Annotated in this window: 25 protein-coding genes; 18 read left to right on the forward strand and 7 right to left on the reverse strand. The window is 69.4% G+C overall.

Features of this window, described 5'->3' with window-relative positions; all coding sequences use genetic code 11:
• Positions 1–7 precede the first annotated feature (7 nt).
• The 6 genes from AC0662_RS37835 (at position 8) to AC0662_RS37860 (ending at position 4,862) form a co-directional block, all read left to right on the forward strand.
• Complete coding sequence (locus AC0662_RS37835) at positions 8–1,072, forward strand: ABC transporter ATP-binding protein (RefSeq protein WP_478306706.1); 1,065 nt, start codon at positions 8–10, stop codon at positions 1,070–1,072.
• Positions 1,069–2,619, forward strand: a complete 1,551-nt coding sequence (locus AC0662_RS37840) for an inositol monophosphatase family protein (protein WP_478306708.1) — start codon at positions 1,069–1,071, stop codon at positions 2,617–2,619. The genes AC0662_RS37835 and AC0662_RS37840 overlap by 4 nt, the downstream gene beginning before the upstream one ends.
• Before the next feature lie 45 nt (positions 2,620–2,664).
• Positions 2,665–3,633, forward strand: a complete 969-nt coding sequence (locus tag AC0662_RS37845) for a zinc-binding dehydrogenase (protein WP_478306710.1) — start codon at positions 2,665–2,667, stop codon at positions 3,631–3,633.
• Complete coding sequence (locus AC0662_RS37850; RefSeq protein WP_478306712.1) at positions 3,634–4,137, forward strand: N-acetyltransferase family protein; 504 nt, start codon at positions 3,634–3,636, stop codon at positions 4,135–4,137.
• A 132-nt stretch (positions 4,138–4,269) separates the two neighbouring features.
• Complete coding sequence (locus AC0662_RS37855) at positions 4,270–4,581, forward strand: WhiB family transcriptional regulator (RefSeq protein ID WP_452199986.1); 312 nt, start codon at positions 4,270–4,272, stop codon at positions 4,579–4,581.
• 56 nt (positions 4,582–4,637) lie between these two features.
• Complete coding sequence (locus AC0662_RS37860) at positions 4,638–4,862, forward strand: hypothetical protein (protein ID WP_452199988.1); 225 nt, start codon at positions 4,638–4,640, stop codon at positions 4,860–4,862.
• Here the strand turns inward: AC0662_RS37860 and AC0662_RS37865 are convergent, their stop codons facing one another.
• Positions 4,863–6,092: a sodium:proton exchanger gene (locus AC0662_RS37865; RefSeq protein ID WP_478306715.1), complete on the reverse strand. Its 1,230-nt coding sequence runs from the start codon at positions 6,090–6,092 to the stop codon at positions 4,863–4,865.
• Between the two features lie 114 nt (positions 6,093–6,206).
• On the opposite strand from AC0662_RS37865, the gene AC0662_RS37870 reads away from it, so the two are divergent.
• Complete coding sequence (locus tag AC0662_RS37870; RefSeq protein WP_387782290.1) at positions 6,207–6,557, forward strand: ArsR/SmtB family transcription factor; 351 nt, start codon at positions 6,207–6,209, stop codon at positions 6,555–6,557.
• 94 nt (positions 6,558–6,651) lie between these two features.
• Here the strand turns inward: AC0662_RS37870 and AC0662_RS37875 are convergent, their stop codons facing one another.
• From AC0662_RS37875 to AC0662_RS37885, 3 genes are read right to left on the reverse strand one after another with little or no spacing between them, the layout of a single operon-like run.
• Positions 6,652–7,377, reverse strand: a complete 726-nt coding sequence (locus tag AC0662_RS37875; protein ID WP_452199992.1) for an AAA family ATPase — start codon at positions 7,375–7,377, stop codon at positions 6,652–6,654.
• A 9-nt stretch (positions 7,378–7,386) separates the two neighbouring features.
• Entirely contained in the window at positions 7,387–7,563 is a 177-nt protein-coding gene (locus AC0662_RS37880) for a DUF6104 family protein (RefSeq protein ID WP_350274116.1), read from the reverse strand.
• 1 nt (position 7,564) lies between these two features.
• Complete coding sequence (locus tag AC0662_RS37885; RefSeq protein ID WP_478306718.1) at positions 7,565–11,374, reverse strand: multifunctional oxoglutarate decarboxylase/oxoglutarate dehydrogenase thiamine pyrophosphate-binding subunit/dihydrolipoyllysine-residue succinyltransferase subunit; 3,810 nt, start codon at positions 11,372–11,374, stop codon at positions 7,565–7,567.
• 500 nt (positions 11,375–11,874) lie between these two features.
• Here AC0662_RS37885 and AC0662_RS37890 point away from each other — a divergent pair, with 500 nt between their 5' ends.
• The 4 genes from AC0662_RS37890 to AC0662_RS37905 all read left to right on the forward strand — a co-directional run bounded on the left by AC0662_RS37890 (position 11,875) and on the right by AC0662_RS37905 (position 16,652).
• Positions 11,875–12,546, forward strand: a complete 672-nt coding sequence (locus AC0662_RS37890; RefSeq protein ID WP_452199996.1) for a FadR/GntR family transcriptional regulator — start codon at positions 11,875–11,877, stop codon at positions 12,544–12,546.
• Positions 12,547–12,561: 15 nt separating this feature from the next.
• Positions 12,562–12,768 carry a DUF6343 family protein gene (locus AC0662_RS37895; protein ID WP_452199998.1) on the forward strand — a complete coding sequence of 69 codons (207 nt, stop codon included), beginning with the start codon at positions 12,562–12,564 and terminating at the stop codon, positions 12,766–12,768.
• A 148-nt stretch (positions 12,769–12,916) separates the two neighbouring features.
• Positions 12,917–14,497: an ABC-F family ATP-binding cassette domain-containing protein gene (locus tag AC0662_RS37900; RefSeq protein WP_478306720.1), complete on the forward strand. Its 1,581-nt coding sequence runs from the start codon at positions 12,917–12,919 to the stop codon at positions 14,495–14,497.
• 88 nt (positions 14,498–14,585) lie between these two features.
• Entirely contained in the window at positions 14,586–16,652 is a 2,067-nt protein-coding gene (locus AC0662_RS37905) for a copper-translocating P-type ATPase (protein WP_478306722.1), read from the forward strand.
• Here the strand turns inward: AC0662_RS37905 and AC0662_RS37910 are convergent.
• Complete coding sequence (locus AC0662_RS37910; RefSeq protein ID WP_478306724.1) at positions 16,629–17,174, reverse strand: TetR/AcrR family transcriptional regulator; 546 nt, start codon at positions 17,172–17,174, stop codon at positions 16,629–16,631. The genes AC0662_RS37905 and AC0662_RS37910 overlap by 24 nt on opposite strands.
• Positions 17,175–17,239: 65 nt before the next feature.
• Between AC0662_RS37910 and AC0662_RS37915 the strand changes: the two genes are divergently transcribed.
• Complete coding sequence (locus tag AC0662_RS37915; RefSeq protein WP_452200006.1) at positions 17,240–17,536, forward strand: DUF2218 domain-containing protein; 297 nt, start codon at positions 17,240–17,242, stop codon at positions 17,534–17,536.
• Positions 17,537–17,558: 22 nt separating this feature from the next.
• Here AC0662_RS37915 and AC0662_RS37920 read toward each other — a convergent pair whose 3' ends face one another.
• A complete protein-coding gene (locus AC0662_RS37920) occupies positions 17,559–18,164 on the reverse strand; it encodes a DUF305 domain-containing protein (RefSeq protein ID WP_478306726.1) in 606 nt (201 codons plus the stop codon).
• Positions 18,165–18,219: 55 nt separating this feature from the next.
• Positions 18,220–18,606 carry a DUF6153 family protein gene (locus AC0662_RS37925; RefSeq protein ID WP_452200009.1) on the reverse strand — a complete coding sequence of 129 codons (387 nt, stop codon included), beginning with the start codon at positions 18,604–18,606 and terminating at the stop codon, positions 18,220–18,222.
• 118 nt (positions 18,607–18,724) lie between these two features.
• Here AC0662_RS37925 and AC0662_RS37930 point away from each other — a divergent pair, with 118 nt between their 5' ends.
• The 6 genes from AC0662_RS37930 to AC0662_RS37955 all read left to right on the forward strand — a co-directional run bounded on the left by AC0662_RS37930 (position 18,725) and on the right by AC0662_RS37955 (position 26,763).
• The gene (locus tag AC0662_RS37930) at positions 18,725–20,071 is read left to right on the forward strand and encodes a purine-cytosine permease family protein (RefSeq protein ID WP_452200011.1); all 1,347 of its coding nucleotides are present in this window, start codon (positions 18,725–18,727) and stop codon (positions 20,069–20,071) included.
• 43 nt (positions 20,072–20,114) lie between these two features.
• Entirely contained in the window at positions 20,115–21,674 is a 1,560-nt protein-coding gene (locus tag AC0662_RS37935; protein WP_452200013.1) for a hydantoinase/oxoprolinase N-terminal domain-containing protein, read from the forward strand.
• A gap of 109 nt (positions 21,675–21,783) precedes the next feature.
• Complete coding sequence (locus AC0662_RS37940) at positions 21,784–22,857, forward strand: DUF917 domain-containing protein (RefSeq protein WP_478306729.1); 1,074 nt, start codon at positions 21,784–21,786, stop codon at positions 22,855–22,857.
• Complete coding sequence (locus AC0662_RS37945; protein WP_478306731.1) at positions 22,854–23,969, forward strand: DUF917 domain-containing protein; 1,116 nt, start codon at positions 22,854–22,856, stop codon at positions 23,967–23,969. The genes AC0662_RS37940 and AC0662_RS37945 overlap by 4 nt, the downstream gene beginning before the upstream one ends.
• 171 nt (positions 23,970–24,140) lie before the next feature.
• Positions 24,141–25,211, forward strand: a complete 1,071-nt coding sequence (locus AC0662_RS37950; RefSeq protein ID WP_478306733.1) for a DUF917 domain-containing protein — start codon at positions 24,141–24,143, stop codon at positions 25,209–25,211.
• 19 nt (positions 25,212–25,230) lie between these two features.
• Complete coding sequence (locus AC0662_RS37955) at positions 25,231–26,763, forward strand: PucR family transcriptional regulator (protein WP_452200020.1); 1,533 nt, start codon at positions 25,231–25,233, stop codon at positions 26,761–26,763.
• Positions 26,764–26,767: the final 4 nt, after the last annotated feature.

The raw sequence follows: 26,767 nt of genomic DNA on the forward strand, positions 1-26,767 counted from the left end.
GGGCACCATGACGACCGATACGACCGAGTCCACCACCGTTGCCGTCGGCGCCGTCCCGAACGGCGGCGGCCTCGACATCCAGGGCCTGCACAAGGTGCTCGGCGGGCGGACCATCATCGAGAGCCTCGACATGACCGTCCAGTCGGGCGAACTGGTGTCCCTGCTCGGCCCGTCCGGCTGCGGCAAGACGACCACGCTGCGGATGATCGCGGGCTTCCTGACCCCGGACGCGGGCTCGATCAAGGTCGGCGGCCGTGAGGTCGTGCACCTCGGTCCCGAGCAGCGTCCGAGCGCGATGGTGTTCCAGAACTACGCGCTCTGGCCGCACATGACGGTGGCGAAGAACGTCGGCTTCCCGCTGAAGCTGCGCAAGCGGCCGAAGGCGGAGATCGCCGAACGCGTCGACGCCGCGCTCGCGCTGGTCAACCTGATGCACCACAAGGACTCCCGCCCGGCGCGCATCTCCGGCGGCGAGCAGCAGCGTACGGCGCTCGCGCGGGCACTCGTCCAGGAACCGGAACTGCTGCTGCTCGACGAGCCGCTCAGCAACCTCGACGCGAAGCTGCGGGTCAAGGTCCGCGAGGACATCCGCGAGATCCAGCAGCGCCTCGGCATCACCACAGTGATCGTGACGCACGACCAGGAAGAGGCGATGTCGGTCTCGGACCGGATCGCGGTCATGAACAACGGCAAGATCGAGCAGTTCAGTACGCCGGCCGAGCTCTACAGCGCCCCGGCCACCGAGTTCGTGGCGACGTTCATCGGCAGCCTGAACCGGCTCGAGGGCCGGATCGAGGACGGCCGCCTGGTGGCCGGCGAGGGCGTGATCGGAGTCCGGCCGGAGGACGTCGTCTTCGCGCAGGACCAGCAGCCCGGTGGCCTCGCTGCGAGCGTCGAACGCGTCGTACCGCGCGGGCACTTCGCCGAGCTCCACCTGCGGCGTGAGGACGCGGCACTCCGGGCCTATGTGACCGGTGCGCCGCCCGCTGTGGGTGCGCAGGGTTCGGCACGGATCGAGAAGTGGCTCGAATTCGAGGACGGGCGGCTCGTCCGTCAGGGAGGACAGGCGTGAGCACTGCACCGGTCCGGACCACGCAGGCGACCGCACACCGCGGCGACGTCGAGCGGTACCGCGAGAACACTGTCGCGGCGGTGCGCTCCGCCGTCGAAGCGGGCGCTGACTTCGTCGAGATCGACGTACGGGTGACTCGGGACGGTCGCGTCGTACTGCTGCACGATGCGACTCTCGAGCGCCTGTGGGGCCTCGATCAGCCAATCTCCGTGGTCGACTGGCCCGAGGTCGCGGCGCTTGGTGAGGGGGAGGAGCGCATCCCGCTGCTCGCGCACGTCCTCGCCGTCGTGGCCGGAACGCCGTCGACTCTGCTGATCGACGTCGGGTCGGCAACGGTCGCCGAGGCCGCGGTCCAGGTCGTGCTGGGATCTGACGCGCAGGTTGCGTGGTGTGGCGAGCTCGATGCGATGACGACCGTCCGGCGTCTGGACCCGGAGGCGAGTATCTGGCTCCCGTGGGACCGCCGCGACGTACCGCCTGCTGACGTTCTCGCGAGTCTGCGGCCGGCTGTCGTGAACTCGGAGTACGTCGTCCTCAGCCAGGAGCTCGTCGACGCGGTCCATCAGGCCGGGCTTGCCGTCGCCTGCTGGACGGTCGACGACGAGGACTCGATGCGCTGGGCGCTGGCGCTCGGCGTTGACGCGGTCACGACCAACCGGCTGAGCGTGTTCCAGAAGGTCGTCGGGGAAGGGCCGGAAGCGTGGGAACGCGCGCCTCGGCCCGCAAGGCTGACCGGTGACGAGTTGCGTACGGCGATCGCTGTCGCCCGGGAACTCGCGGAGTGGGCGGGGGATTTCACCCGGAACGCCGATCTCGGTGACATCAGGACGAAGGCGAACGCTGCGGATCATGTGACGGCTGTCGACGTCGCGGTCGAGGAGCAGGTCCGCAAGGTCATCGCCGAGCGGCTGCCAGGGCACCGCGTGGTGGGCGAGGAACTGGGCGGTACGGCGGAACCGGGCGTGCCGTGCTGGTACGTCGACCCCGTCGACGGCACCGCGAACCTCGCCAACGGCGTGCCGTGGACGGCCTTCTCGCTCGCCCTGGCGATCGACCGTGAACCACTCGTCGCGGTCGTCGGTGACGTCTGGCGCAACCAGGTCTTCTTCGCCGCCGCGGGGCAGGGCGCCGAGCTGGACGGGCGGCGGCTGCAGCTTGGCGATGGTCCGGACATCGGCCTGGACGGGAAGATCGTCAGCACCGAGCTGCTGAACCACTCGGCATGGCCCGGTATGGACGTCTTCATGGACGGACTCCGCGACCGTTACTGCACGCTGCGGGTCATGGGATCCGGCACGCTGACGCTCGCCGGACCGGCGGCCGGGCGCGGCGTCGGCTCGGTGATCGAACGCTTCAGCCCGATCGACCACCTCGCCGCCGCCCTCGTGGTCCGCGAATCCGGCGGCGTCCTCCTCGACGACCACGGCAACGAGACCGTCTGGCCCACCTCCGGCGGCATCCTCGCCGCACACCGGCAACACGCGGCGGAGCTCTACACCCTCTGGGCGACCGCCCGCGGCGTCTCGGTGACCTCGGAGACTCGGTGACCTCGGTTACTGATGGGTCGGTCCACGGGGCCTAAGGTGGCTTCCATGCTTGCTGCCTACGCTGCCAAGTTCGACGCCGACAATCCGATCGCCGCGCTCGAGGTGGGTGAGCGGCCGGATCCGACCGTGCCCGAGGGGTGGGTGACGATCGACGTACGGGCGACTGCGCTCAACCATCACGACCTGTGGTCGTTGAAGGGCGTCGGGCTGGCCGAGCAGAGTCTGCCGATGATCCTCGGGTGTGACGCGGCCGGCGTCGACCCGGACGGGAACGAGGTCGTCGTGCACGCCGTGATCTCGGACCCGGCGTGGAAGGGCGACGAGACGCTGGACCCGAAGCGGTCGCTGCTGAGCGAGCGGTACCAGGGGACGCTGGCGCAGAAGGTCGCGGTGCCGGCGCGGAACGTCGTACCGAAGCCGGCTGGGATGAGCTTCGAGCAGGCTGCGTGTCTGCCGACGGCGTGGTTGACGGCGTACCGGATGTTGTTCACGCAGTCGGGGCTGAAGCCGGGCGACACCGTGCTCGTGCAGGGTGCGGGTGGTGGCGTGGCGACGGCGCTGATCACGCTGGCGCGGGCCGCGGGGATCCGGGTGTGGGCGACCAGCCGGGACGAGGGGAAGCGGGCCAAGGCGCTGGAGATCGGGGCGCACGACGCGTTCGAGTCCGGTGCGCGGCTGCCGGAGCGGGTCGACGCCGTGATGGAGACGGTCGGCCAGGCGACCTGGTCGCACTCGCTCAAGTCGCTGAAGCAGGGCGGCACGCTGGTGATCTCCGGCGCGACCAGCGGCCAGGCGCCGAAGTCCGCCGAGCTGAACCGGATCTTCTTCCTGCAGCTGCGGGTCCAGGGTTCCACGATGGGCACCCGGAACGAACTCGCCGAACTCGTCCAGTTCATGGCCAACGCCGGCATCTCGCCGCACATCGACTCGGTCCTGCCCCTCGCCGAGGCCCGCACCGGCTTCGAGAAGATGAATGCGGGCGACGTCTTCGGCAAGATCGTCTTTACTGTCTGAATGCAGCCCGAGATCAGGCCGGCCACGGTCGAGGATGCCGAGGCCGGGGCGTGGTGTCATCTGCTCTGCTGGCGGGAGGCGTACGCCGACCTGGTGCCGGCCGGCCTGCTGCTTGAGCGGACCTCCGACATCGAGCGCCGGACCGAGCGCTGGCGAACCAACCTCGTCGACGGCCGGACGCGGTGGATCGCGCTGAACCCGGATCCGGCCGCGCCGGTCGAGGAGCGCGTCGCCGGGTTCATCGGCACCGGACCGGGACGGGACGAGGACTCGCCGGTCCCGTTCGAGCTCGAGGCGATCTACACCCGGCAGGCGTTCTGGAAGACCGGTCTGGGGACTCGCCTCTTCGACGTTGCCGTCGGCAAGCAGCCGGCGTTCCTCTGGGTCTTCGAGGACAACGAGCGGGCGCTGGCGTTCTACCGCCGCCACGGGTTCGCGCCCGACGGCGTACGCAAGCACGACCCGTACTTCGGCCTCTGGGAGATCCGGCTCGTTCGGGGTTAGTGCCACCGGCACGGATGTGACACCCGGGCGCTATGACGTTTCATGGCTGAAACATTCGTGTCGCACTGGGGCAACGGGACCGAGGCACTCTGTTCCTACCGATCCGCCTGATCGATGAGGAGCGCAGAGCCCATGAGGCCTACTTTGACGGTGATCGTTGACCCGGCTGACCGCTGGATGACCAAGGCCGCGTGCGTCGGAAACGCACCGTCGTACGACGAGAACGCGAGCCACTGGGAGCAGCGGAAGGCGCAGGCCGTGTGCCTGACCTCCTGCCCGGTGATCGACGAGTGCCGGGAATGGGCCCGGCGGACGAAGTTCACCGGCACCGCGGCGGGGGAGAAGTTCCTCTCCGGCCGCCGCCGTGGCCGCCCCGGCCCGCAGGAGCGCCGTACCCGCCCGGTCCTGACGCCGGACGTGATCGGCGAACAGCAGGCCAGCTGACGGGACCCCGCCGCTCTGGTAGCTTGCGCCGAAGGCCGGCACGCACAAGGAGCGTCATGAGCGAGAACACCCCTGCCCAGCTGCCCCCCACGGTCCAGGACCTGGTCGCGGCGAAACTGGCCGCCGAGCTGAGGTCCGGGACCAGGCGGGGACCCCAGCTGCCGACAAACGAGGACGGCAGCCGGAAGTACCCCAACAGCCCGGACGGACAGAGCGTCGGCCAGACGGCCGGGCTGCGGAGCTACCGTGCCCGGACGAAGGGTCCGACGGTCGGTATGTGATCAGACCAGCACCTGCTCGCGTTCCGTCTCGGCGACGGCTGCGGTACGCCGGAACGGGGCCGTGATCGTCGGGATCAGCTGCTTGCGGTTGTGGATCGCCGCGCCGATCGCCAGCGCCAGGTAGATCACGCTGATCACGTACCGACCGGTCTGGCCCGGCACCGCGAACTGCACCGCGAACAGCCCCAGCAGCGTCCACGCCGCCCAGCGCGGGAAGCGCAGGTTCAGCAGGATCGCGATCCCCAGCAGCGTCTGGGTGGCCGTCAGCAGGAACTCCTCGATCTGCCGCCCGTCCAGGTGCAGCGCGGCGCCGCCGCCACCGATCCCGTACGCGATCGGGAGGCTGCCGATCAGCAGGGTCCACTGGTTCACCTTGGCCGAGATCAGCAGGCCGAGCGCGGCCGCGCCTTTGCCCCGCCAGGCGAACAGGATCGCGACGATGAACTCCGGTGCCTCCGACGCCAGCGGCGCGAGCCACTGGACCAGCAGGAACTGGTCGATCCCGAGCGAGCGGCCGCCGGCGACCAGGGAGTCCGCGAACGGCTCCGCGGCCGCCAGGATGACGCCGGCCGAGACCAGGAACATCGAGGTCACGGTGATCCGGCGGGCCACCTTCGGCAGTGCGCCGATGGTTGCCGCGGGCCCGATCAGGTCGGGCTCCTCGTCGTGCTCCGACATCGCGGCGCGGTACAGGTAGAAGGCGAAGAACGCGAGCAGCAGGATGCCGAGCACCAGGTGGATCTCGCCGGTCACAGGGATCACGAACGCGACCACGCCGGCGACCGCGAGGAAGCCGAGCTCACGCCGGTACCCGGACTCGAGGACGAGGGCCTTCACCGAGCGGCCGCTGCGCCGGGAGGCGACGTACAGGCTGATCAGGACGACGCTGGACCAGCCGAGGCCGAGGAGCAGCCGGTTCGAGCCGGTCATGTTGGCGGCGGCGTACTGCACGTAGTCCGGGTTGGAGCCGGCGGTGTGCGCGAAGTACAGGTCGACCGCGTACTCCGGGAGGACCGCGATGACCGCCAGCAGCGCGATCGCCAGACCGCCCGAGATGTCCATCTCCGCGGCCTCTGCCGCCCACGCCAGCACGAACGATGCGGCGACCACGGCGAGGCCGAAGATCGCGATCGAGGCCAGCGCCGGGGGGTGGGTGCCGGTGAGCCGGAGGGCGACTGCGGGGATCGCCACCAGGAGCAGCATCAAGACGGGGCGGAGCGCTCGGAACATGGTTCCATCCTGCCTCGGTTTTGATACTTTCGCAATTGCGAAAGTGTGAGACCGTCCTCACCTCGGCCCGGCGCGCTGTCCGGAGACCGGTCCAGCGGTCACAATGACTGCGCGATGACCAACCCTGAACCGACGAAGGCGCAGCTCGAATCCGCCGCGGGCACCTTCGCCATGCTCTCCGCTCCGGTCCGGCTGCACCTGGTGTCGCTGGCCGCGCAGGGGGAGTACGACGTCGGTACCCTGGCGGACCGTGTCGGCGTGAGTATCGCGACCGCGAGCCAGCACCTCGGCAAGCTCCGGCTCGCCGGGATCATCACCGCCCGCCGCGAGGGCCGCCGGCACATCTACACCGTCGACGACCCACACGTCCTCAACCTGGTCGACCAGATCTTCGAACACATCGCCCCCGACGGCTCCCTGGCGCCGGACCCACCCCGCCGCACCAGACCGCCGCACACGGATTGATGTATCCGCAGGCCATCACAATCCGGCGATCGGCGCCCGGCTGAGCGTGGGAGCCGTCCGCGGCGGCGATTGTGATGGCCTGGCGGTCCGCACCTCACAGGACGTGGCGCAGGTAGCGCTCGGGTGCCTGTAGGTAGGCCTTCCAGTTCTGGACCAGCTCCAGTTCGTCCCACGTGGTGCGGCGGATGCCCCAGTCGCCGACCTCGAGGATCGTCGCGCCGGGGAGGGCGGCGATAACGGGGGAGTGGGTGGCGCAGAGCACCTGTGAGCCGGTCGCGGCCAGCTGGTTCAGTACGCCGACCACCGCGAGGCTGCTGGAGAACGACAGCGCGGACTCTGGCTCGTCCAGGCAGTAGAAGCCCTGGCGGGTGAAGCGGTCGCTGATCAGGTTCAGGAAGCTCTCGCCGTGGCTGAGCTCGTGGAAGGCCATGTCCGGCGGACCCGAGGTCCTCGGGTTCTGCTCGAGGTAGGTGTAGAAGCCGTGCATCGTCTCGGCGCGGAGGAAGAAACCAGCGCGCTTCCCGCCGACGCCGCGGGTGATCTGGAGGTCGTCGGCGAGGGACGACTCGGTGGCGCGGGTGGTGAGCCGGGCGCCGGTGGAGCCGCCTTCCGGGGACAGGCCGAAGGCGACCGCGATCGCCTCGACGAGCGTGGACTTCCCGGCGCCGTTCTCACCGACGAGGAACGTGACACCCGGGTCGAGATCCAGACCGTCGGTCAGTAGTTGGTGGACGGCTGGGATGGTGTGTGGCCAGCGTCCGGACAGACGAATGCCCTCCGCCGCGGCAACCCGTCGTACGGGCTGATCGGCGAAGGGCATCCACTCAGACTAATCGTCCTCGTCGTCCAGGCGAGCGAGCCAGGTGGCGAAGCGCTCGATGGGCGTCTCGAACTCGGGGTTCAGGTCGACGAACTCGCGCAGCCGGTCGGCGACGAAGGCGAGGGAGACTTCTTCCTCGCCGCGTCGCTTCTCGAGCTCCTCGATCCCGCGGTCGGTGAAGTACACGTCAGCTGAACGCCTGCTTCAGCAGCGTGGCCTGCTCGGTGCCGTGGACACCGTGCGAGCCGACCGCCGGGGCGGACATGGCCGGCCGGGACACCCGGTAGAACGGCTTGCCCCCCAGGTGCTCGGTCAGGTTCAGCGCCATGAACGGCCACGGGCCCTGGTTCGCGGGCTCGTCCTGGACCCAGCGGATCTCGGTCGCGTTCGGGTACTTCGCCAGCTCGGCGACGATCTCGTCGGCGGGCAGCGGGTACAGCTGCTCGACCCGGAGGATCGCGGTGCTGATCTTGTCCGGCTCGACCTTCTTCCGCTCCGCCAGCAGGTCGTACACGATCCGGCCGGAGGCCAGGATCACCCGCTCGACGGCGCCCGGGTTCGCCTCCGCCTCCGGGTCGTTGATGACCGGCCGGAAGGTGCCGTTGGTCAGCTCCTCCGGCTGCGACACCGCCTCCTTGCGCCGCAGCAGCTGCTTCGGCGTGAAGACGATCATCGGGACGTGCTCCTCGCCGAGCGTGTGCCGGCGCAGCAGGTGGAAGTACGACGCGGGCGTCGACGGCTGCGCGACGGTCATCGCGTCCTCGGCGCAGAGCTGCAGGAACCGCTCGATCCGGGCCGAGGTGTGGTCCGGGCCCTGGCCCTCGTAGCCGTGCGGGAGCAGCAGCACGACGCCGGACTTCTGGCCCCACTTCGCCTCACCGGACGAGATGTACTCGTCGATGATCGACTGGGCGCCGTTCACGAAGTCGCCGAACTGCGCCTCCCACAGGGTCAGCGCCTCCGGCCGCGCCACGGAGTACCCGTACTCGAAGCCGAGTGCGGCGTACTCGCTGAGCAGCGAGTCGTAGACGTAGAAGTTGCCCTGGTTCGCCTCGTCCAGGTGCTGCAGCGGGACGTAGTCCTGGCCGTTCACGCGGTCGATGACCGCGGCGAACCGCTGGACGAACGTGCCGCGGCGGCTGTCCTGGCCGGCGAGGCGGACCGGTCGGCCGTCGAGCAGCAGCGAGCCGAAGGCGGTGATCTCCGCGCTGGCCCAGTCCAGCGGGCCCTCGGTGATCGCGTGCGCCCGGCGCTGCAGCTGCGGCTGCACCTTCGGGTGCACGGTGAAGCCCTCCGGCAGCGTGGTGTACGCGTCGGCGATCTTCTTCAGGTCCTCACGGCTGATCGCGGTCGCGTCCGGGCCCTCAGGCTTGTTCGGGTACTCCGGAGCGGTGACGTACGGCGGCGGCGTGTCGGGCTCGTTCTTTGCCTCCCGGACCTCCGCGAACACCCGCTCGAGGCGCTGCTGGAAGTCCTGCATGGCCTGCTCGGCCTCTTCGATCGTGATGTCGCCACGACCGATCAGGGCCTCGGTGTAGAGCTTGCGGACCGACCGCTTCTGCTCGATCAGGTCGTACATCAGCGGCTGGGTGAACGACGGGTCGTCGCCCTCGTTGTGACCGCGGCGGCGGTAGCAGACCAGGTCGATGACGACGTCCTTGTTGAACGCCTGGCGGTACTCGAAGGCCAGGTCCGCGACCCGGATGCAGGCCTCGGGGTCGTCACCGTTCACGTGGAAGATCGGCGCCTGCACCATCCGCGCGACGTCGGTGGAGTACATCGACGAGCGGGACGAGGCCGGCGAGGTGGTGAAGCCGACCTGGTTGTTCACGATCACGTGGATCGTGCCGCCGGTGCGGTAGCCGCGCAGCTGGGACAGGTTCAGCGTCTCCGCCACCACGCCCTGGCCGGCGAACGCCGCGTCACCGTGCACGAGCAGGGGCAGCACCGGGAAGGCCGCGCCGCGGTCCAGGATGTCCTGCTTGGCCCGGACGATGCCCTCGAGCACCGGGTCGACGGTCTCCAGGTGCGACGGGTTCGCCGCCACCGAGACCTTGATCTTGTCGCCGAACTCGGAGACGAACTCGCCCTCGGCGCCCAGGTGGTACTTGACGTCACCGGAGCCCTGCACGGTCCGCGGGTCGATGTTGCCCTCGAACTCGCGGAAGATCTGGCCGTAGGACTTGCCGACGATGTTCGCCAGCACGTTCAGCCGGCCGCGGTGCGCCATGCCGATCGCGACCTCGTCCAGGCCGGCGCCGGCCGCCTCCTCGCAGAGCTCGTCGAGCAGCGGGATGGTGGTCTCCGCGCCCTCCAGCGAGAACCGGCGCTGACCGACGTACTTGGTCTGCAGGAAGGTCTCGAAGGCCTCGGCCTCGTTCAGCTTGGCCAGGATCCGCAGCTGCTCCTCGCGGGGCGGCTTGGTGTGCGGGCGCTCGACCCGCTCCTGGATCCACTTGCGCTGCTCGGGGTCCTGGATGTGCATGTACTCGATGCCGGTGGTCCGGCAGTACGAGTCGCGGAGGATCCCGAGGATCTCGCGGAGCTTCATGAACCGCCGGTCGCTGCCGCCGAAGGAGCCGGTGGCGAACTCGCGGTCCAGGTCCCACAGCGTCAGGCCGTGGGTGGCGACGTCGAGGTCCGGGTGGCTGCGCTGCTTGTACTCCAGCGGGTCGGTGTCGGCCATGATGTGGCCGCGCACCCGGAAGGCGTGGATCAGCTCCAGGATCCGGGCCTGCTTGCTGATGTCCTCCTCGTGGCTGTGCGGGAGGTCGGCGGCCCAGCGGATCGGCTCGTAGGGGATCCGCAGGCTCTGGAAGATCTCGTCGTAGAAGCCCTCGCCGCCGAGCAGCAGCTGGTGGATCCGGCGCAGGAACTCACCCGACTGGGCGCCCTGGATGATCCGGTGGTCGTACGTCGAGGTCAGCGTCATCACCTTGCTGACCGCGAGCTTGGCCATCGTCTCGTCGGCCGCACCCTGGTACTCCGGCGGGTACTCCATCGCGCCGACGCCGATGATGCAGCCCTGGCCGGTCATCAGCCGCGGCACCGAGTGCTGCGTACCGATCGTGCCCGGGTTGGTCAGGCTGATCGTGGTGCCCTGGAAGTCCGGCAGCGCGAGCTTGTTGTCGCGGGCCCGGCGGACGATGTCCTCGTAGGCCATCCAGAAGTCGGCGAAGGACATCTCCTCGGCGCCCTTGATGGACGGCACCAGCAGCTGCCGGGTGCCGTCCGGCTTCTGCATGTCGATGGCCAGGCCGAGGTTGATGTGCGCCGGGTGGACCAGGGTCGGCTTGCCCTCGGTCTCGTCGTACGACGCGTTCATGTCCGGCAGCGTCTTCAGTGCCTTGACCAGCGCCCAGCCGATCAGGTGCGTGAAGGACACCTTGCCGCCACGGGCGCGCTTGAGGTGGTTGTTGATGACGATCCGGTTGTCGATCAGCAGCTTCACCGGGACCGCGCGGACGCTCGTCGCCGTGGGGACCGTGAGGCTGGTCTCCATGTTCTGCGCGGTCCGGGCCGGGGCGCCGCGGAGGATCTGCCGCTCGGCGTCGGTGGCCGCGGGGGCGGCCGGCTTGGGCTGGGCCTTGGGCGGCTGGTTCACCGTTCCTCCGGTCGGAGTCGCCGTCTTCGCGGCAGGAGCCTGCGCGGCCGGTACGGCGGCCTGCGCCGGCGCCGGGGTCGCGGGCTTGGCGGCGGGCGCGGCAGGTGCGGACGCGGCGGCGGCGGGAGCGCTCGCGACGGGCGCGGACGGCGTCGTACCGCGGCTCGGCGCCTCGGGCGTCTTGTTGTCGGACACCGCGTCCGGCCGGGGAGCGTCGGCCGGGGTGGTGTTCACCGGCTTCGCGTCACCTGGCGTATACGTCTTGAAGAAGTCCAACCACGCGGGATCCACCGATGTCGGGTCCTGCAGGTACTTCTCGTACAGCTCGTCGACCAGCCATTCGTTCGCACCGAAGGCTGCTAGGGGATTTGTGTCTGATGGCTCGGTGGCCACTGGGCAGTTCGCCTCTTCCGATTTCGGTCCGGTACCGCGGGTGCTAATCCTGATGTTATGGGTGGTGTCCCAAGCAAAGGCTAATAGCACGCGGACCACTTCCACAGCTCGGGACCATCGGACCAGTGTGTCGAGTGGTCGGGCCCCGGCGGCCGGATCCATCGGCGCCTGAAACACTGCCCACAAAGGTGTTTCAGCCCACACGCCCGGCTCTCACCGCCGGATCAACGAGAGAGCAGCGGCCGCGGCTACGGGAGTCCTTGCAGTGGTGGACTTCCGGCGTTCTCAGCTGGTCCTCATCAGGTCCTCGGCTGAGCGTGGATGGGCGCTGGATGTGCACTGTATGCAGCTGCGCACTCGCCCCCTGTGACGTTCACCATCGAACATTCGTGTGGCCAACGTCACGCTACAAATCAGTCCACTCGGGCATGATTGGCCTTCATCCGTTCCCGCGCGCCGAACACCGCTGCCGCGGTCCGCTCGGCGGGCATACTGACGAGATGGCACTGACGGATGAGGCGATCGTCAAGATCAAGGGGATGATCACCTCGGGGGAACTGGGGCCGGGGGATCGGCTGCCGAAGGAGGCGGACCTCGCTGCCCGGCTGGGGTTGTCGCGGAACTCGCTGCGCGAAGCGGTCAAGGCGCTCACGCTGGTGAACGTGCTCGACGTGAAGCACGGCGACGGCACCTACGTCACCAGCCTCGACTCGGGGCACCTGCTGGACGCGCTGAACTTCATGGTCGACCTGCACCGCGACGACTCGGTCCTGCAGTTCTTCGAGGTACGCCGCCTGCTCGAGCCCGGCGTCGCGGCGCTGGCGGCAACCCGGATCACCCGGGACCAGGTGACCGAACTGCGGCTGCTGACCAGTGACCTGGCGCCGGACGCCTCGGTCGAGGAACTGGTCGCGAACGACCTGCAGTTCCACCGCGGCATCGCCGAGGCGACCGGCAACGAGGTCGTCTGCTCGCTCCTCGACGGCATCTCCGGCGCGACCCAGCGGGCCCGCATCTGGCGCGGTGTCACGCAGGGCGGCGCTGTCGAGCGCACCCTCGCAGAACATGCCGCGATCCTGGACGCGATCGAGTCCGGCGACGCCGAGGCGGCCCGCGCCTGGATGACCGCCCACATCGCCGGCGTCGAAACCTGGCTCCGCAAAGCTCCCTAGACGTACACAGGAGGTATGTACGAACCGCCTCCGCCACGTAGTGCGCTGACGCTGCGGATCGTGCTGTCCGCGTTCGGGGTGGTGTTGTTCGCGGTGAGTACGGCGCTCGCGGTCGCGTACGACCTGCCGACCGGATGGGTGGTCGTCTTCGGGCTGTTCGCCGTGGTCGCTCTGGTCGATCTCGTGGTCGTTGCCTGGCGCAAACGATCGGAAAACGGTTGATCGGGCCGGGCCGGATCCGTAAGCTTCAGCTGTCACATTCCCGACGTCAGGGGTTCGAGTTGTCGAACTGAGGCTCTCGCCTTCATCGATCGATCGCCACCGTTCTGGTGCGCGGTCTCGTCCGAGACCTCAGTTGGAGTGACAACTCATGAGCTTTTCCCTGTCCTGTACCGACCTCTTCTTCGCCTGGCCCGACGGCGAGGTGCTGTTCGACGGGCTGACGTTCGTCGCCGGTCCGGTGCGCTCCGGGCTGGTCGGTCGCAACGGCGCCGGCAAGTCGACGTTGCTCAGGCTGATCGCCGGCCGGCTCACCCCGCAGCGTGGGGCGATCCGGGTCAGCGGCGAGCTCGGGTACCTGCCGCAGGACCTGACCCTCGACACCACGTTGCGGGTCGACCAGGCCCTCGGCATCGACGCGGTACGGCGGGCCATCGTCGCGATCGAATCGGGTGACGCCTCCGAGGAGAACTTCGGCATCGTCGGCGACGACTGGGACGTCGACGAACGCGCCGAGGCGCTGCTCGGCAAACTCGGTCTCGGCGCGATCGGTCTCGACCGCAACGTCGGCGAGCTGTCCGGCGGCGAGACGATCCTGCTCGGACTCGCGGCCGAGCTGCTGCGGCGTCCCGACGTACTGCTGCTCGACGAGCCGACCAACAACCTCGACCTGCGGGCGCGACGGCACCTGTACGACGCCGTGGACCAGTTCCGTGGTGCGTTGCTGATCGTGTCCCACGACCGGGAGCTGCTCGATCGGGTCGATCAGATCGGGGATCTGCGCAAGGGCGAGGTCACTTGGTACGGCGGCAACCTGACGGCGTACGAGGAGGCGGTCGCGGTCGAGCAGGAGGCGGCCGAGCGGATGCTGCGCGCGGCCGAGGCCGACGTCCGCAAGCAGAAGCGCGACCTGATCGAGGCGCGCCGGAAGATGGACCAGCGCCAGGCCCGTGGGCAGCGGGCGTTCGAGCAGGGCGGGATCCCGAAGATCATCGCGGGTGGGCTGAAGCGGTCGGCGCAGGTGTCGGCCGGTAAGCACCTCGGGATGCAGTCGGAGCGGCTCGACTCGGCGCAGGAGGCCTTGGCCGACGCGGAGGACAAGGTCCACGACGACGACGCCATCCGGGTCGACCTGCCGCAGACCGCCGTACCTGCCGGTCGCGTGGTGTTGCGGCTGGAGGATCACGTACTGCGGACCGGGGCACACGTCGACCTGGAGATCCGGGGTCCCGAGCGGATCGCGCTGACCGGGCCGAACGGTGCCGGCAAGACGACGCTGCTGCAGTCGATCGTGACGGGGGAGTCGCCGCTGGTGCCGTTCCGGTACCTCCCGCAGCGGCTCGATCTGCTGCGGGACGACCTGTCGGTGGTCGACAACCTGGCGCTGCTCGCGCCGAGCACGGAGAACCAGGAACGGCGCGCGCGGCTGGCGCGGTTCCTGTTCCGCGGGCGGGCTGCGGACCAGTTGGTGCACACGTTGTCCGGTGGAGAACGCTTCCGGGCGACTCTCGCGGCGCTTCTACTGGCCGAGCCTCCACCGCAGCTGCTCATGCTGGACGAGCCCACCAACAACCTCGACCTGGCCAGCATCGCCCAACTGAAGGACGCCCTCGCCTCCTACAACGGCGCGCTAATCATCGCGAGCCACGACGTACCGTTCCTCCGCGAAATAGGCATCACCCGCTGGCTCGAACTGACCCCAGAAACCCTCACCGACATCGACCCGCTGTAGTCGATCGGCAAAGCCCCGCCACCTGCACCGGTGGCGGGGCTTTCTTGTGCCTTGATTTCTGATACCCCCTAGGGGTATGTTCTCGGGTATGAGCGAGCACGAGCACCACGAGCACGGTGGGCACGGTGGGCACGAGGGTCATGACGGACATCAGGGTCATGGCGGGCATGGGGATCATGCGGCGCAGTTCAAGGATCGGTTCTGGGTCAGCTTGGGGCTGGCGGTGCCGGTGGTGTTCTTCAGTGCGATGTTTGCGGATCTGCTCGGCTACATGCCGCCGGAGTTTCCGGGGTCGGGGCTGATCGCTCCGGTGCTCGGGACGGTGATCTTCCTGTACGGCGGGCGCCCGTTCCTGACCGGTGGCTGGGCGGAACTGAAGTCGCGGCGGCCCGGGATGATGCTGCTGATCTCGATGGCGATCACCGTGGCGTTCGTCGCCTCGTGGGTGACGACGCTGAAGATCGGCGGGTTCGACCTGGACTTCTGGTGGGAGCTCGCGCTGCTGATCGTGATCATGCTGCTCGGGCACTGGCTGGAGATGCGGGCGCTCGGTGCCGCGTCCGGTGCGCTGGATGCACTGGCCGCGCTGCTCCCGGATTCCGCGGAGAAGGTGACCGACGACGGGGTTGTCGAGGTGTCGCTGCACGAACTGCAGGCAGGCGATGTCGTACTGGTGCGATCCGGTGGACGCGTGCCGGCGGACGGCACCGTGGTTGACGGCCAGGCCGAGGTCGACGAGTCGATGATCACCGGGGAGTCGCGGCCGGTGTCGCGGGCCGTCGGTGACGGGGTCGTGGCCGGAACTGTTGCCACCGACAACGCTCTGCGAGTGCAGATCACGGCGGTCGGGGACGACACCGCGCTGGCGGGTATCCAGCGGCTGGTGGCCGAGGCGCAGGCGTCGTCGTCCCGTGCGCAGGCGCTGGCGGACCGGGCGGCCGCGTTCCTGTTCTACTTCGCTTCGATCGCGGGCGTGATCACGTTCGTGGTCTGGGCGTTGCTGGGTGAGCTCGACGATGCCGTCACACGGACCGTGACGGTGCTGGTGATCGCCTGCCCGCACGCCCTCGGGCTGGCCATCCCGCTGGTGATCGCGATCTCCACCGAGCGCGCGGCGAAGGCCGGCGTATTGGTGAAGAACCGGTTGGCGCTGGAGCGGATGCGGACGATCGACGCGGTGCTGTTCGACAAGACCGGCACGCTGACGAAGGGTGAGCCGGCGGTGACCGGAGTCGCCACGGTGGGCGCGTTGTCGGAGGACGAACTGCTGGGGCTGGCGGCGGCTGTCGAGGCGGACAGCGAGCATCCGTTGGCTAAGGCGATCGTGCGGGCGCATGCCGAGCGGGTTCCGGTTGGTGGCGGGCGAGTGGTGGCGACCGAGTTCCGGTCGCTCACCGGGCGCGGCGTACAGGCTTTGGTGAATGGCGCGGAGGTCGCGGTCGGCGGACCGGCGTACCTGCGGGAGAACGGGCTGGCCGAGCGGGGTGCGCTGGCGACTGCGGTTGCCGAGTGGAAGGCGCGTGGGGCCGCCGTGCTGCATGTCGTTCGCGATGGTGAGGTGTTGGGTGCGGTCGCGCTCGAGGACGAGGTTCGGGAGGAGTCCCGGCAGGCAGTCGCTGCGTTGCACAAGCGCGGCGTGAAGGTCGCGATGATCACCGGTGACGCGCACCAGGTGGCCGCCGCGGTGGCTGCCGAGCTGGGGATCGACGAGGTGTTCGCCGAGGTGCTGCCGCAGGACAAGGACGCGAAGGTCGCCGAACTGCAGGCGCGTGGGCTGAAGGTCGCGATGGTCGGTGATGGCGTGAACGACGCGCCGGCGCTGGCCCGGGCCGAGGTCGGGATCGCGATCGGCGCCGGCACGGACGTCGCGATCGAGTCCGCCGGGGTGGTGCTGGCCGCGGACGACCCCCGGGCGGTCCTGTCGGTGATCGAACTGTCGCGGGCGAGCTACCGGAAGATGTGGCAGAACCTGGTCTGGGCGACCGGGTACAACGTCATCACGGTCCCGCTGGCCGCGGGTGTGCTCGCCTTCGCCGGGGTTGTCGTCTCGCCGGCTGTCGGTGCGCTGCTGATGTCGATCTCTACGATCGTGGTGGCGCTCAACGCGCAACTGTTGCGCCGGCTCGACCTGTCACCGAAGCGCCTGACCGCGTAATCCGGTCAGCGTCACCGCCACAAGGCGCCGTACCGCCGCTTTCGACGGTACGGCGCTTGCGGCGTGCAAGGCGTTGACGCAGTACGCCGCCAACTCCTTCGGCGGCACGTCATCTCGCACGTCCCCGAGGCGCTCGGCGATGAAGTCCACCAGGTGCTGACGAGCTCGCGTCACGTGTTCGGACCGATGCAGCGAGGCGGCCGGCTCGGATGGCGGGTGCTCGTGACAGATGAAGGCATAAGCCTCCAGTACGTCGTCGATGCGGTGGGTCCGCTCCCAGGTCTCGGACAACTGCTCCAGATGGTCCGCGACCTGACGCTCGTGCCACGCGGTGAGGATGGAGTCGACGTCGGCGAAGTACTTGTAGAGCGTCGCCCGCCCGACTCCCGCGCGCTGCGCGACCTCGGCCATCGTCACGCCGGTCAGCCCGCGCTCGGCCACCACCGCGGCGGTCGCGTCGAGGACCGCCTCCCGCACCGCGGTCCGGTGGGTGGCGATGGTGTCGTTCCACAGCTTCGGCATGACAGGATTCTAGCTGGACGATCTGCCTATGATCGAGACACTATGTATCGAAAAAGGAGATCATGATGCCCGTTGTCGAAGCTCGTCTCGGAACGTCGCGTGCGGACCGGTACCTCGCGCAGCTCACCAGTCATCTGTCGCACAGGCCGGGTGGGTTGCGGGTCGTGTCCACGTCGGCGGAGGAACTGGTCATCGACCTCGGTACGGCGACCTGGTCGGTTCGGGCGACGCCGGAGCAGCTGATCCTGCGGGTCGAGGCGGACGACGCGGGTGCTCTCGAACAGCAGAGCGCCCGCGTCGCCGACCGGGTGGAACAGATCGGCCGCCGGGACGGACTCCAGGTCAGCTGGAATCCGGCCTGACGTCCCCGGCGTAAAGCGTTTCTCAGGCGGCCGGGAGGCGGCCCAAGAGGCGTTGCATGGTGGCGATCTCGGTGGTCTGGGCCGCTTGGATCTTCTTGGCGAGCGCGATCGACGGGGCGTCCTGGCCGCCGGTCTGCTCGGTCTTGGCCATCGTGACCGCGCCCTGGTGGTGCCTGATCATCATGTCGACCCACATCCGGTCGAACATCGTGCCGGACGCCTTGTCGAGGTCATTCATCTCCTCCGGCGTCATCATCCCGGTCATCGACCCGGACATGTCGTGCCCGCTGTGTTCACCGGGTGTCGGCACCGGCTCGCCCCACGTCGTCAGCCACCCGGACAGCTGCTTGATCTCTGGGGCCTGGGCCGTCTTGATCGCGGTCGCGAGAGTCTTCACCTCAGCGGTCGTTGCCTTCCGCAACGCCAGGTCGGCCATCTCGACGGCCTGCTGGTGGTGCGGGATCATCTGCGTCGCGAACGCCACATCCGCGTCGTTGAAAGCGGCCGCCGACGTGGCAACCGGCGTACTGGGGCTGCCCCCGGCGTCGGAGTCCCCACAGCCGGCCATGCCGAAGACGGCAGCGAGCAGAGCGGCCGAGACCGCGGTCGTACGGTAGACGTGCGTCATCACATTCCTTGGGTGTGTCGAGAATTGGGTACGGCGAAGTGCGGCGCACGCCGGCCTATATCCGCAGTACACCCAACGACGACAACGACGGCGCCCGCCACGGCGGCGACCGCTCACTCACCGCCAGCCACGTACCCGCGGCCGGCACCCATACGGCCCGCCAGACCAGCAGGCTGCGCAGGGCCAGCGACAACGCGAGCAACAGGACCAGACCGGTGAGAATCGCGAGGCACGCTCCGCCCATCCCCGGCATCTCGTCGGCCGGGTCGACGTGCAGGACAGCCTGGTCGGTGTGCTCCATCACCATCGGTGACTCAGGCATGGCCATGGCCGCATCGTGGTGGGAGGTGAGGCCGTGCATGGCGAACACTCCGGCGACCACAACGAGTACGCCGAGTATGCGGAGCAGTCGCGCTCCGTGCCTGTGCCAGCGACGAGCCATCGCGACCAAGAGTAGGGCAGGTTGCACAGTCGGCGTCCGGCGAGTGTGCACACTGGACGGTGAGGCTGCGGGACAACCGTCGTACTTTCGATGAAATCCCAGGGCTGGAGGTCCTCCCATGGCCGGTTCATCTGTTGGTGCCGACGACTACGCGCTTGCCCGGGTCCCGGAACAGGCGAGGTACTCGTGGTGGTCCGTCGCGACCCAGCGGTTCGGCCAGATCTCGGCGCTGAGTCAGTTCCTGCTCGGCGCGACGCTCGGGTTCGGGATGAGTTTCTGGACCGCGTTCTGGGCCCTCACGCTCGGCGCTGTGATCCTCGAGCTGGTCGCGATCCTGATCGGTGTCATCGGTGCCCGTGAGGGCCTGCAGACCTCGGTGATCGCGCGCTGGACCGGTTTCGGCCAGGCCGGCTCGTCGCTGATCGGCCTCGCGATCGGGATCAGCCTGATCGGGTGGTTCGGGATCCAGTCCGCGGTGTCCGCGGCCGGTCTGAGCCAGCTGGTCGGCATCCTCCCGACCTGGGGCTGGTCGCTCGTCTTCGGTCTCGCAGTGACGCTCGTCGTGCTCCGCGGCTTCCACTCGATGGCCTGGGTCGCGTACGTGACCGTCCCGGCCTTCCTGGTCCTGGTCGGCTGGTCGATCATCAGCGAGTTGTCCGACCACAGCCTCGGCTCGCTGGTGAACTCGGCCCCGCCCGGTCCGCACCTGAGCCTGCTGCAGGGGACGACGCTAGTGGCCGGCGGCTTCATCGTCGGTGCGGTGATCACGCCGGACATGACCCGCTTCAACCGCAGCGTCGGCGACGTGGTCAAGCAGACCGTCCTCGGCATCACCCTCGGCGAGTACGTGATCGGCCTGGTCGGCGTACTGCTCGCGCATGCCGTTGGTTCGGCCAACGTGATCACCATCGTCACCTCGTCGGTCGGCTGGGTCGGCACGCTGGTGATCATCCTCGGCACGATCAAGATCAACGACTGGAACCTGTACAGCTCCGGCCTCGGCATCGTGAACTTCATCGGCACCGTCTTCGGCCGGCACGTCAACCGGGCCGTCGTCACGCTGGTGGTCGGCGTCGCCGGCAGCGTGCTCGCGGCCGGTGGAATCCTGGACAAGTTCACCGACTTCCTGATCGTCCTCGGCGTCGCGTTCCCGCCGATCGCCGGGATCATGGTCGCGGAGTACTTCGTGGTGAAGCGCTGGCGCCCCGAGTTGGACGCGACCCGCGCCGAGGGCGCGCTCCCCGCGACCGCGCCGACCTGGGTGCCGGCCACGATCGTGATCTGGATCGGCGCCGCCCTGATCGGCAAGTACGTCGGCTGGGGCCTGCCGAGCATCAACTCGCTGATCGTCGGCTTCGGCGCGTACGTCGTCGCCGGGAAGCTCGGCCTGGTCCGCGGGGTCGGGACCAGCCGCACGATGGACAGCGAGCCGGCCGGCGTGAACGCCGTACCGGCGACCAACTGACAACCTCACATCCCAGCTCAGGCACTCAACGGGAGGATCTGGAATGCGTATCGGCATCGATGTCGGTGGCACCAACACCGACGCCGTGCTGCTGGACGGCACCACCGTGCTGGCGGCGAACAAGTCGGCGACCAGTGCGGACGTGACCGCCGGCATCATCGACACCCTGGACCGGTTGCAGGCGGAGCGATCCTTCGACCCGGCGCAGGTGCAGGCCGTGATGATCGGCACCACGCACTTCATCAACGCGCTGATCGAGGCCCGGCGGCTGGCGCCGACCGCGGCGCTGCGGCTCGGACTGCCGGCGACCGCGTCGCTGCCGCCGCTGGTGGACTGGCCGGAGCGGTTGGTCGAGGCGATCAGTGGACGCAGCTACCTGGCGCACGGCGGGCACGAGTTCGACGGCCGGCACATCGCCGAGCTGGACGAGGACGAGCTGCGCCGGCACGCGGGCGACATGGTCGCGCACGGCGTCCGCTCGGTGGCGATCTCGTCGGTGTTCTCGCCGGTGAGCAACGAGTTCGAGCTCCGCGCGGCCGAGATCCTGCGCTCCGAGCTCGGTGACGACGTGGCGATCTCGCTGTCCCACGAGATCGGCCGGATCGGTCTGCTGGAGCGGGAGAACGCGACGATCATCAACGCCGCGCTCCGCGAACTCGCCGCTTCGATCGTCGATGGACTGGCCAGCGCCGTCGAGGGTCACGGGATCTCCGCACCGCTCTACCTCAGCCAGAACGACGGCACGCTGATGGACGTCGACTTCGCCCGCAGGTACCCGGTCGCCACGTTCGCGTCCGGTCCGACGAACTCGATGCGCGGCGCGGCGCTGCTGTCCGGCCTGGACACCTGCGCCGTGGTCGACGTCGGCGGTACGACGAGTGACGTCGGCGTCCTCACGCACGGGTTCCCGCGGGAGGCTACCACCGAGGTCGACGTGGCCGGCGTCCGGACGAACTTCCGGATGCCCGACGTGCTGAGCATCGGGATCGGCGGTGGCAGCTTGGTGGCCGAGAGCAACGGTCACGTGTCGGTGGGTCCGCGGTCGGTCGGGTATCGCTTGACCGAGGAAGCGCTGGTCTTCGGCGGCAAGACGCTGACCGCGACGGACATCGCGGTCGCGGCCGGGCGTGCCGAGGTCGGTTCCACGGACGCTGTCGCGGACCTCGATCCGACGCTGGTGAAGGCCGCGTTGGCACGGGTCGCCGCGGATATCGCGGACGCGGTCGAGCGGATGCGGACGTCGCCTGACCCGCTGCCGGTGGTGGCGGTCGGTGGTGGCTCGATCCTGCTCCCGGACGATCTGCCGGGGAGTCTCGCCGTACATCGGCCGGAGAACTTCGCGGTGGCGAACGCGATCGGCGCGGCGATCGCGCAGGTCGGCGGCGAGGTGGACCGGGTGTACGCGATCGACCCGGGCCGCCGGGACGCGGTCGTGGACGAGGCACGGCAGGAGGCCGTCGATCGGGCGGTCGCGGCCGGTGCCGACCCCGCCGCGGTGCGGATCGTCGACTTCGACGAGGTCCCGATCCCGTACCTGCCCGGCAACGCGACCCGGATCCGCTGCAAGGCGGTCGGCGACCTGCGACTGGGAGAGACCCGATGAGCGCGGATCTGCAGGCCATCACAATCCCTGGTTCGGCGATCGCCTACGCGGGGCGCGTGGCGGAGTCCGCGATTGTGATGGGCTGGGCGTCCGGGGTGGAGTGGTGGCGATGAAGCTGCGGGCTGAGGACCTCGGCGCGCTCGCTCGCGGCGCCGCCGTGCTGGGCACCGGTGGCGGTGGCGATCCGCATATCGGGCGGTTGCTGGCGGAGCAGGCGCTGCGGGAGCACGGGCCGGTGGAGATCGTTGCCGTCGGCGACCTTCCGGACGACGCGTGCGTGCTGCCGGTGGCGATGATGGGCGCGCCGACCGTAATGATCGAGAAGCTCCCGTCGGCCGACCAGATCTCGGTCGCCGTGCAGACGCTGGCGAAGTACGTCGGGAAGACGCCGACCCACCTGGCCTGTATCGAGGCCGGCGGGGTGAACTCGACCGTCCCGGTGATCGCCGCGGCGCAGCTCGGGCTGCCGCTGGTGGACGGTGACGGGATGGGCCGCGCGTTCCCCGAGCTGCAGATGGTGCTGCCGACGCTCGCCGGGATCGAGGCGACGCCGATGGCGATCGTCGACGAGAAGGGCAACCGTGGCGTGTTCGACACGGTCACGAACGAGTGGGCCGAGCGGCTCGCGCGGTCGGCGACCATCGACATGGGCTGCTCGGCGATCGTCTCGCTCTACGCGATGACCGGCGCCGAGGTGCGCGGGTCGTTCGTCGAGGGGACGCTCAGCAAGTGCGTCACGATCGGCCGCGCGATCGAGCAGGCGCAGCGTACGCACTCCGACCCGGTCGCGGCCGTGGTCGACGAGCTCGGTGGGCGGCTGCTGCACGTAGGCAAGGTCGTCGACGTGCAACGCCGTACGACGACCGGCTTCGCCCGGGGTGACGCGGCGGTCGACGGGCTGGACGCGTCGCACGGGCGGCTGATGGTGCTGCGGTTCCAGAACGAGCACCTGGTGGCCGAGCTCGACGGTACGGCGGTGGTGACCACGCCGGACCTGATCATCGTGCTCGACACCGAGTCCGGTGAACCTATCACCACCGAGGCGCTGCGCTACGGCCACCGCGTCAGCGTGCTCGCCGCCCCCGCCGACGAACGCTGGCACTCGCCGGCCGGCATCGAGCTGGTCGGCCCGCGGTACTTCGGCTACGACCTGGACCCGATCCGCGCCTTGGAGACCGTATGAGCTGGCAACTCGGCATCGAGCACCTGAGGGACCTCGCTCGCGGCGCGGCGATCCTCGGGACCGGTGGTGGCGGTGATCCGCTGATCGGGCGGCTGCTGGTGGAGCAGGCGATCCGGGAACACGGACCGATCACGGTCCTCGATCCCGACGAGCTGGACGACGACGCGTTCGTGATCCCGACCGCGCAGATGGGCGCGCCGACGGTGATCGTGGAGAAGATCCCGCGCGGCAGCGAACCGGTCGGCGCGCTCCGGGCGCTCGAGAATCATCTCGGGCGAACGGCCGACGCGACGATGCCGATCGAGTGCGGTGGGATCAACTCGATGATCCCGCTGCTCGTCGCGGCCCGGACCGGTCTGCCCGTCGTCGACGCCGACGGCATGGGACGGGCGTTCCCCGAGCTCCAGATGGAGACCTTCTCGGTGTACGGCGTGCCCGGGTCCCCGATGGCGATCGCCGGCGAGCACGACGAGACCGTGGTGATCGACACCGCCACGGACAACAAGCAGATGGAGTGGCTGGCTCGCGGCATCACCATCCGGCTCGGCGGGGTCGCGCACATCGCGGAGTACTCGATGACGGGCGCCGACGTGAAGCGGACCGCCGTACCGCGGACGTTGTCGCTCGGGCTGTCGATCGGGCGGGCTGTGCGCGAGGCGCGGGCGGCGCACGAGGATCCGATCGAGGCGGTGCGGGCCGCGCTGGCGCCGACGCTGTACAACGAGTTGCGGGTGCTGTTCCGCGGCAAGGTGATCGATGTCGAGCGGCGTACCGTCGAGGGGTTCGCGCGCGGCCGGGCCCGGTTCACGACGTACGACGGCTCGTCGGAGCTGGAGTTGCGGTTCCAGAACGAGAACCTGCTCGCGGTCGTCGACGGTGAGATCGTCTGCACGGTCCCGGACCTGATCTGCGTGCTCGAAGCCGACACCGCCGAACCGATCACCACCGAAGGACTGCGGTACGGCCAGCGGGTGACCGTGGTCGGCATCTCCACCCCGGACCTGATGCGCACGCCCGAGGCGCTCGCGGTGTTCGGACCGTCCTGCTTCGGGCTCGACGTCGAGTTCAGCCCGGTGGAGCTGCGCAGCGACAACCTGGTCGCCACCCCCTGACCCTCGGCCCACCGTGCTGAAACCCCTCCGCGGTGGGCCGGGGCTCCACCCCGGACGTCCAGCACTCATCAACCTCGGGCGCTGCGGGCGCTCCACGCCTGAGCAGCGGTCGGCCGGGCCGAATTGGCGCGGTTGATGAGTGCTGCAGGTCCGCGGTGGCAGGATCAGCTCATGAGCACGGTCGTGCGGGAGCAGGATCTGGAGGCGCTGGTCGTCGGCGTCACGCTGCTCGGTTCCGGCGGTGGCGGTGACACCGGTGCGTTCGGCCGGATGCTGCGACGCCGCCTCGGCGCGGGCGAGCTGGTACTGCGGGACGCGGCCGACGTACCCGGTGTGTCGGTCAGCCCCATCGGCGTGGTCGGTGCGACCAGCGTCTTGATGGAGAAGCTGCCGAGCGGTGGCGAGTTCGAGACGGCGGTCCGGGCGGTCAGCCGGTGGACCGGTGCGGAAGTGACCGGACTGATGTCGCTGGAGGCCGGTGGGCTCAACGGGCTGACTCCGCTGATCGCCGCGCTCGATCTGGACCTCCCGGTGGTGGATGCCGACCTGATGGGTCGGGCGCTGCCGCGGCTCGACCAGTTCTCGTGGGCGGTGGCGGGACGGTCGCTGACGCCGTGCGCGCTCAGTGAGCCGAGTGGGCAGGTGATCGTGGTCGACAACGTCGACGCGGCCGGTCTGGAACGCGCTGTCCGCAGCTTCGTCGCGGAGACCGGTGGGTGGGCGGTGCTGGCGTTGGCGCCCACCGCAGTGGACGCTGCGACGGCGGATGCGGTGGAGGGAAGTCTGACGCGGGCTCTGACGCTCGGTCGCGCCCACGCCGCCCTGGATCCCGGTGCGACGCCGGCTGTCATCGCCGCTGACCTCGGTGGCCGGGTGCTGGCGAGTGGTCGGGTCGACGAGGTCGCCCGGCACCTGATCACCGACGGTGGGGCTGCGTTCGGTCGGGGGAGCGTCTGCGTGGTCGACTCCGGCAGCCGGGCGGTGATCCGGATCGAGACCGAGAACGAGTACCTCCTGGCACTCGTCGACGGCACGCCGGTTGTCAGTACGCCGGACCTGCTGTGCGTACTGGACCGCCGTACCCTGCAGCCGATCGCCGTGGACGCGGTGCGTACTGGCGACGAGGTGCTGGTCCTCGCACTCCCCGGACCGACCTGGTGGCGCCGCCCGGACCGCATCACGCATGTCGGCCCGCGGGCGTTCGGACTCGGCTGCGACCCGCGCCTGCTGGAGGCCTCATGACTCGTTCACGGGAGTCGTGATGACCGGCCCCACGCTGGTGGCGATGCTCACCTCACCCGGTTGGCGGGAGGTGGTGGTGCTGGGTGGTCCCACGGATCCGGGGCCGCGGCTGATCGGGTCCCGGGTTGTGCTGGAGGTGTCTGAGCACCCGGAACGCATGGACGGGCAGATGCTCGTCGTATTGCTCGCAAATGACCACACCGACTGGCGGATCGACGCCCTGATCAGTCGGGCGGCCGCAGCGCGGGCTGCCGCGTTGTTGCTGGCCGGAGTGGAGCCGTTGGGGCGTGGAGCGCAGCTGCTGGCAGAACGTCTGCAGCTGCCGGTGCTGGGCTGTCCGGATCCGCTGGCGGCGCATGAGCATCTGCGGCGCGTCACCAGCGAGCCCGAAGTGGTGCGATCGGATCTGGTACTGCGGGCCGTGTCGGCACTGCGACGAGCAGACGCTGATCTGACCTCGGTACTGCGGACGACATCCGGCGTACTGAGTCGGCCGATCACGTTGGCTGGAGCTGACGGTGGCACGCTCGCCGGTGAGCCGTTGGAGTCGATTGATCGGGCTGCGTTGGTCGCTGCACTGCCACGGGTGCCCGTCGCGTGGGCGGCGCCGTACCGGGTTGATTTGCCGAGTGGTGCGGTGCTGATCGCGGTGGCCGTGCTCAGCGTCGGGCCGGTGTGTTGGTTGGTGGCTCGGTTGCCCGGCGTGGTGCCTGCCGAGGTTGCCGCCGTACCTGAGGTGCTCAGCGTCGTCGCACCGGCCGTGGGGGAGCAGTTGGTACTGCGGCGGTTGGAACTGGAGCGAGACGCGCGGCAACGTACGTCGCTACTCGGTGAGCTGCTGCACGGCGAGCCGTCGGAGGCGACGCGGCGGCGTGCGGTCGATCTGGGCTGGCAGCTCGACGGCTGGCACACGGGGATCCGGATCGGTGCCGACGGTCCGGTAGATGTCGCCGGCCGCTGGGGCGATGTGGTGGAGGCGTTCGACGCGGAGGGGCTGCGGGCTGTCGTGGTCGAGCAGGGGGAGGGCTGGTCGGCGTGGATCACCGCGGTCAGTGAGCCGACGGCGACCGAGGTACAGGAGCAGGCGGCCGCTATCCGCCGGGTGCAGCGTCGTCTGGTCCCGACGGTCGACGCGTACGTCGGTGTCGGCCGGGTGCAGCCTGGTCCGAGTGGAATCGCCACGACCCTCGCCGAGGCTGGTGACGCGGCCGGTCTGGCCCGTGGTCGTGCGGAGACCGGTCGCTTCCTGCATGTGGATCGTTTGGGCTTGGCGCAGCTGCTGCTGGCCTGGACACGCACCGACACGTTCCAGCCCGCCGCGCAGGCCCTCCTCGCGCCGATCAAAGACCAGCCTGGTGACCTGGTCACCACACTGGCCGTCTACCTGGACACCGAGTCGTCTCTCGCCGAGACCGCGGCAGTACTAGGCATCCACCGCAACACCGCAGCTGCCCGCATCGCCAAGATCCAGCATCTACTCGGCGTAGACCTCACGAACCCCGACGAGCGCCTCGCCCTCCACTTGGCGTCCCGCACTACGCGGACGGAGTAGGAGG

It is taken from the genome of Kribbella sp. NPDC043289, from assembly GCF_056436705.1.

Bases quoted from the DNA above. Each gene is read 5' to 3' on its own strand.
- AC0662_RS37835 (WP_478306706.1), top strand. From the start codon at position 8: ATGACGACCGATACGACCGAGTCCACCACCGTTGCCGTCGGCGCCGTC.
- AC0662_RS37845 (WP_478306710.1), top strand. From the start codon at position 2,665: ATGCTTGCTGCCTACGCTGCCAAGTTCGACGCCGACAATCCGATCGCC.
- AC0662_RS37850 (WP_478306712.1), top strand. From the start codon at position 3,634: ATGCAGCCCGAGATCAGGCCGGCCACGGTCGAGGATGCCGAGGCCGGG.
- AC0662_RS37855 (WP_452199986.1), top strand. From the start codon at position 4,270: ATGAGGCCTACTTTGACGGTGATCGTTGACCCGGCTGACCGCTGGATG.
- AC0662_RS37860 (WP_452199988.1), top strand. From the start codon at position 4,638: ATGAGCGAGAACACCCCTGCCCAGCTGCCCCCCACGGTCCAGGACCTG.
- AC0662_RS37865 (WP_478306715.1), bottom strand. From the start codon at position 6,092: ATGTTCCGAGCGCTCCGCCCCGTCTTGATGCTGCTCCTGGTGGCGATC.
- AC0662_RS37870 (WP_387782290.1), top strand. From the start codon at position 6,207: ATGACCAACCCTGAACCGACGAAGGCGCAGCTCGAATCCGCCGCGGGC.
- AC0662_RS37875 (WP_452199992.1), bottom strand. From the start codon at position 7,377: ATGCCCTTCGCCGATCAGCCCGTACGACGGGTTGCCGCGGCGGAGGGC.
- AC0662_RS37890 (WP_452199996.1), top strand. From the start codon at position 11,875: ATGGCACTGACGGATGAGGCGATCGTCAAGATCAAGGGGATGATCACC.
- AC0662_RS37895 (WP_452199998.1), top strand. From the start codon at position 12,562: ATGTACGAACCGCCTCCGCCACGTAGTGCGCTGACGCTGCGGATCGTG.
- AC0662_RS37900 (WP_478306720.1), top strand. From the start codon at position 12,917: ATGAGCTTTTCCCTGTCCTGTACCGACCTCTTCTTCGCCTGGCCCGAC.
- AC0662_RS37905 (WP_478306722.1), top strand. From the start codon at position 14,586: ATGAGCGAGCACGAGCACCACGAGCACGGTGGGCACGGTGGGCACGAG.
- AC0662_RS37910 (WP_478306724.1), bottom strand. From the start codon at position 17,174: ATGCCGAAGCTGTGGAACGACACCATCGCCACCCACCGGACCGCGGTG.
- AC0662_RS37915 (WP_452200006.1), top strand. From the start codon at position 17,240: ATGCCCGTTGTCGAAGCTCGTCTCGGAACGTCGCGTGCGGACCGGTAC.
- AC0662_RS37920 (WP_478306726.1), bottom strand. From the start codon at position 18,164: ATGACGCACGTCTACCGTACGACCGCGGTCTCGGCCGCTCTGCTCGCT.
- AC0662_RS37925 (WP_452200009.1), bottom strand. From the start codon at position 18,606: ATGGCTCGTCGCTGGCACAGGCACGGAGCGCGACTGCTCCGCATACTC.
- AC0662_RS37930 (WP_452200011.1), top strand. From the start codon at position 18,725: ATGGCCGGTTCATCTGTTGGTGCCGACGACTACGCGCTTGCCCGGGTC.
- AC0662_RS37935 (WP_452200013.1), top strand. From the start codon at position 20,115: ATGCGTATCGGCATCGATGTCGGTGGCACCAACACCGACGCCGTGCTG.
- AC0662_RS37940 (WP_478306729.1), top strand. From the start codon at position 21,784: ATGAAGCTGCGGGCTGAGGACCTCGGCGCGCTCGCTCGCGGCGCCGCC.
- AC0662_RS37945 (WP_478306731.1), top strand. From the start codon at position 22,854: ATGAGCTGGCAACTCGGCATCGAGCACCTGAGGGACCTCGCTCGCGGC.
- AC0662_RS37950 (WP_478306733.1), top strand. From the start codon at position 24,141: ATGAGCACGGTCGTGCGGGAGCAGGATCTGGAGGCGCTGGTCGTCGGC.
- AC0662_RS37955 (WP_452200020.1), top strand. From the start codon at position 25,231: ATGACCGGCCCCACGCTGGTGGCGATGCTCACCTCACCCGGTTGGCGG.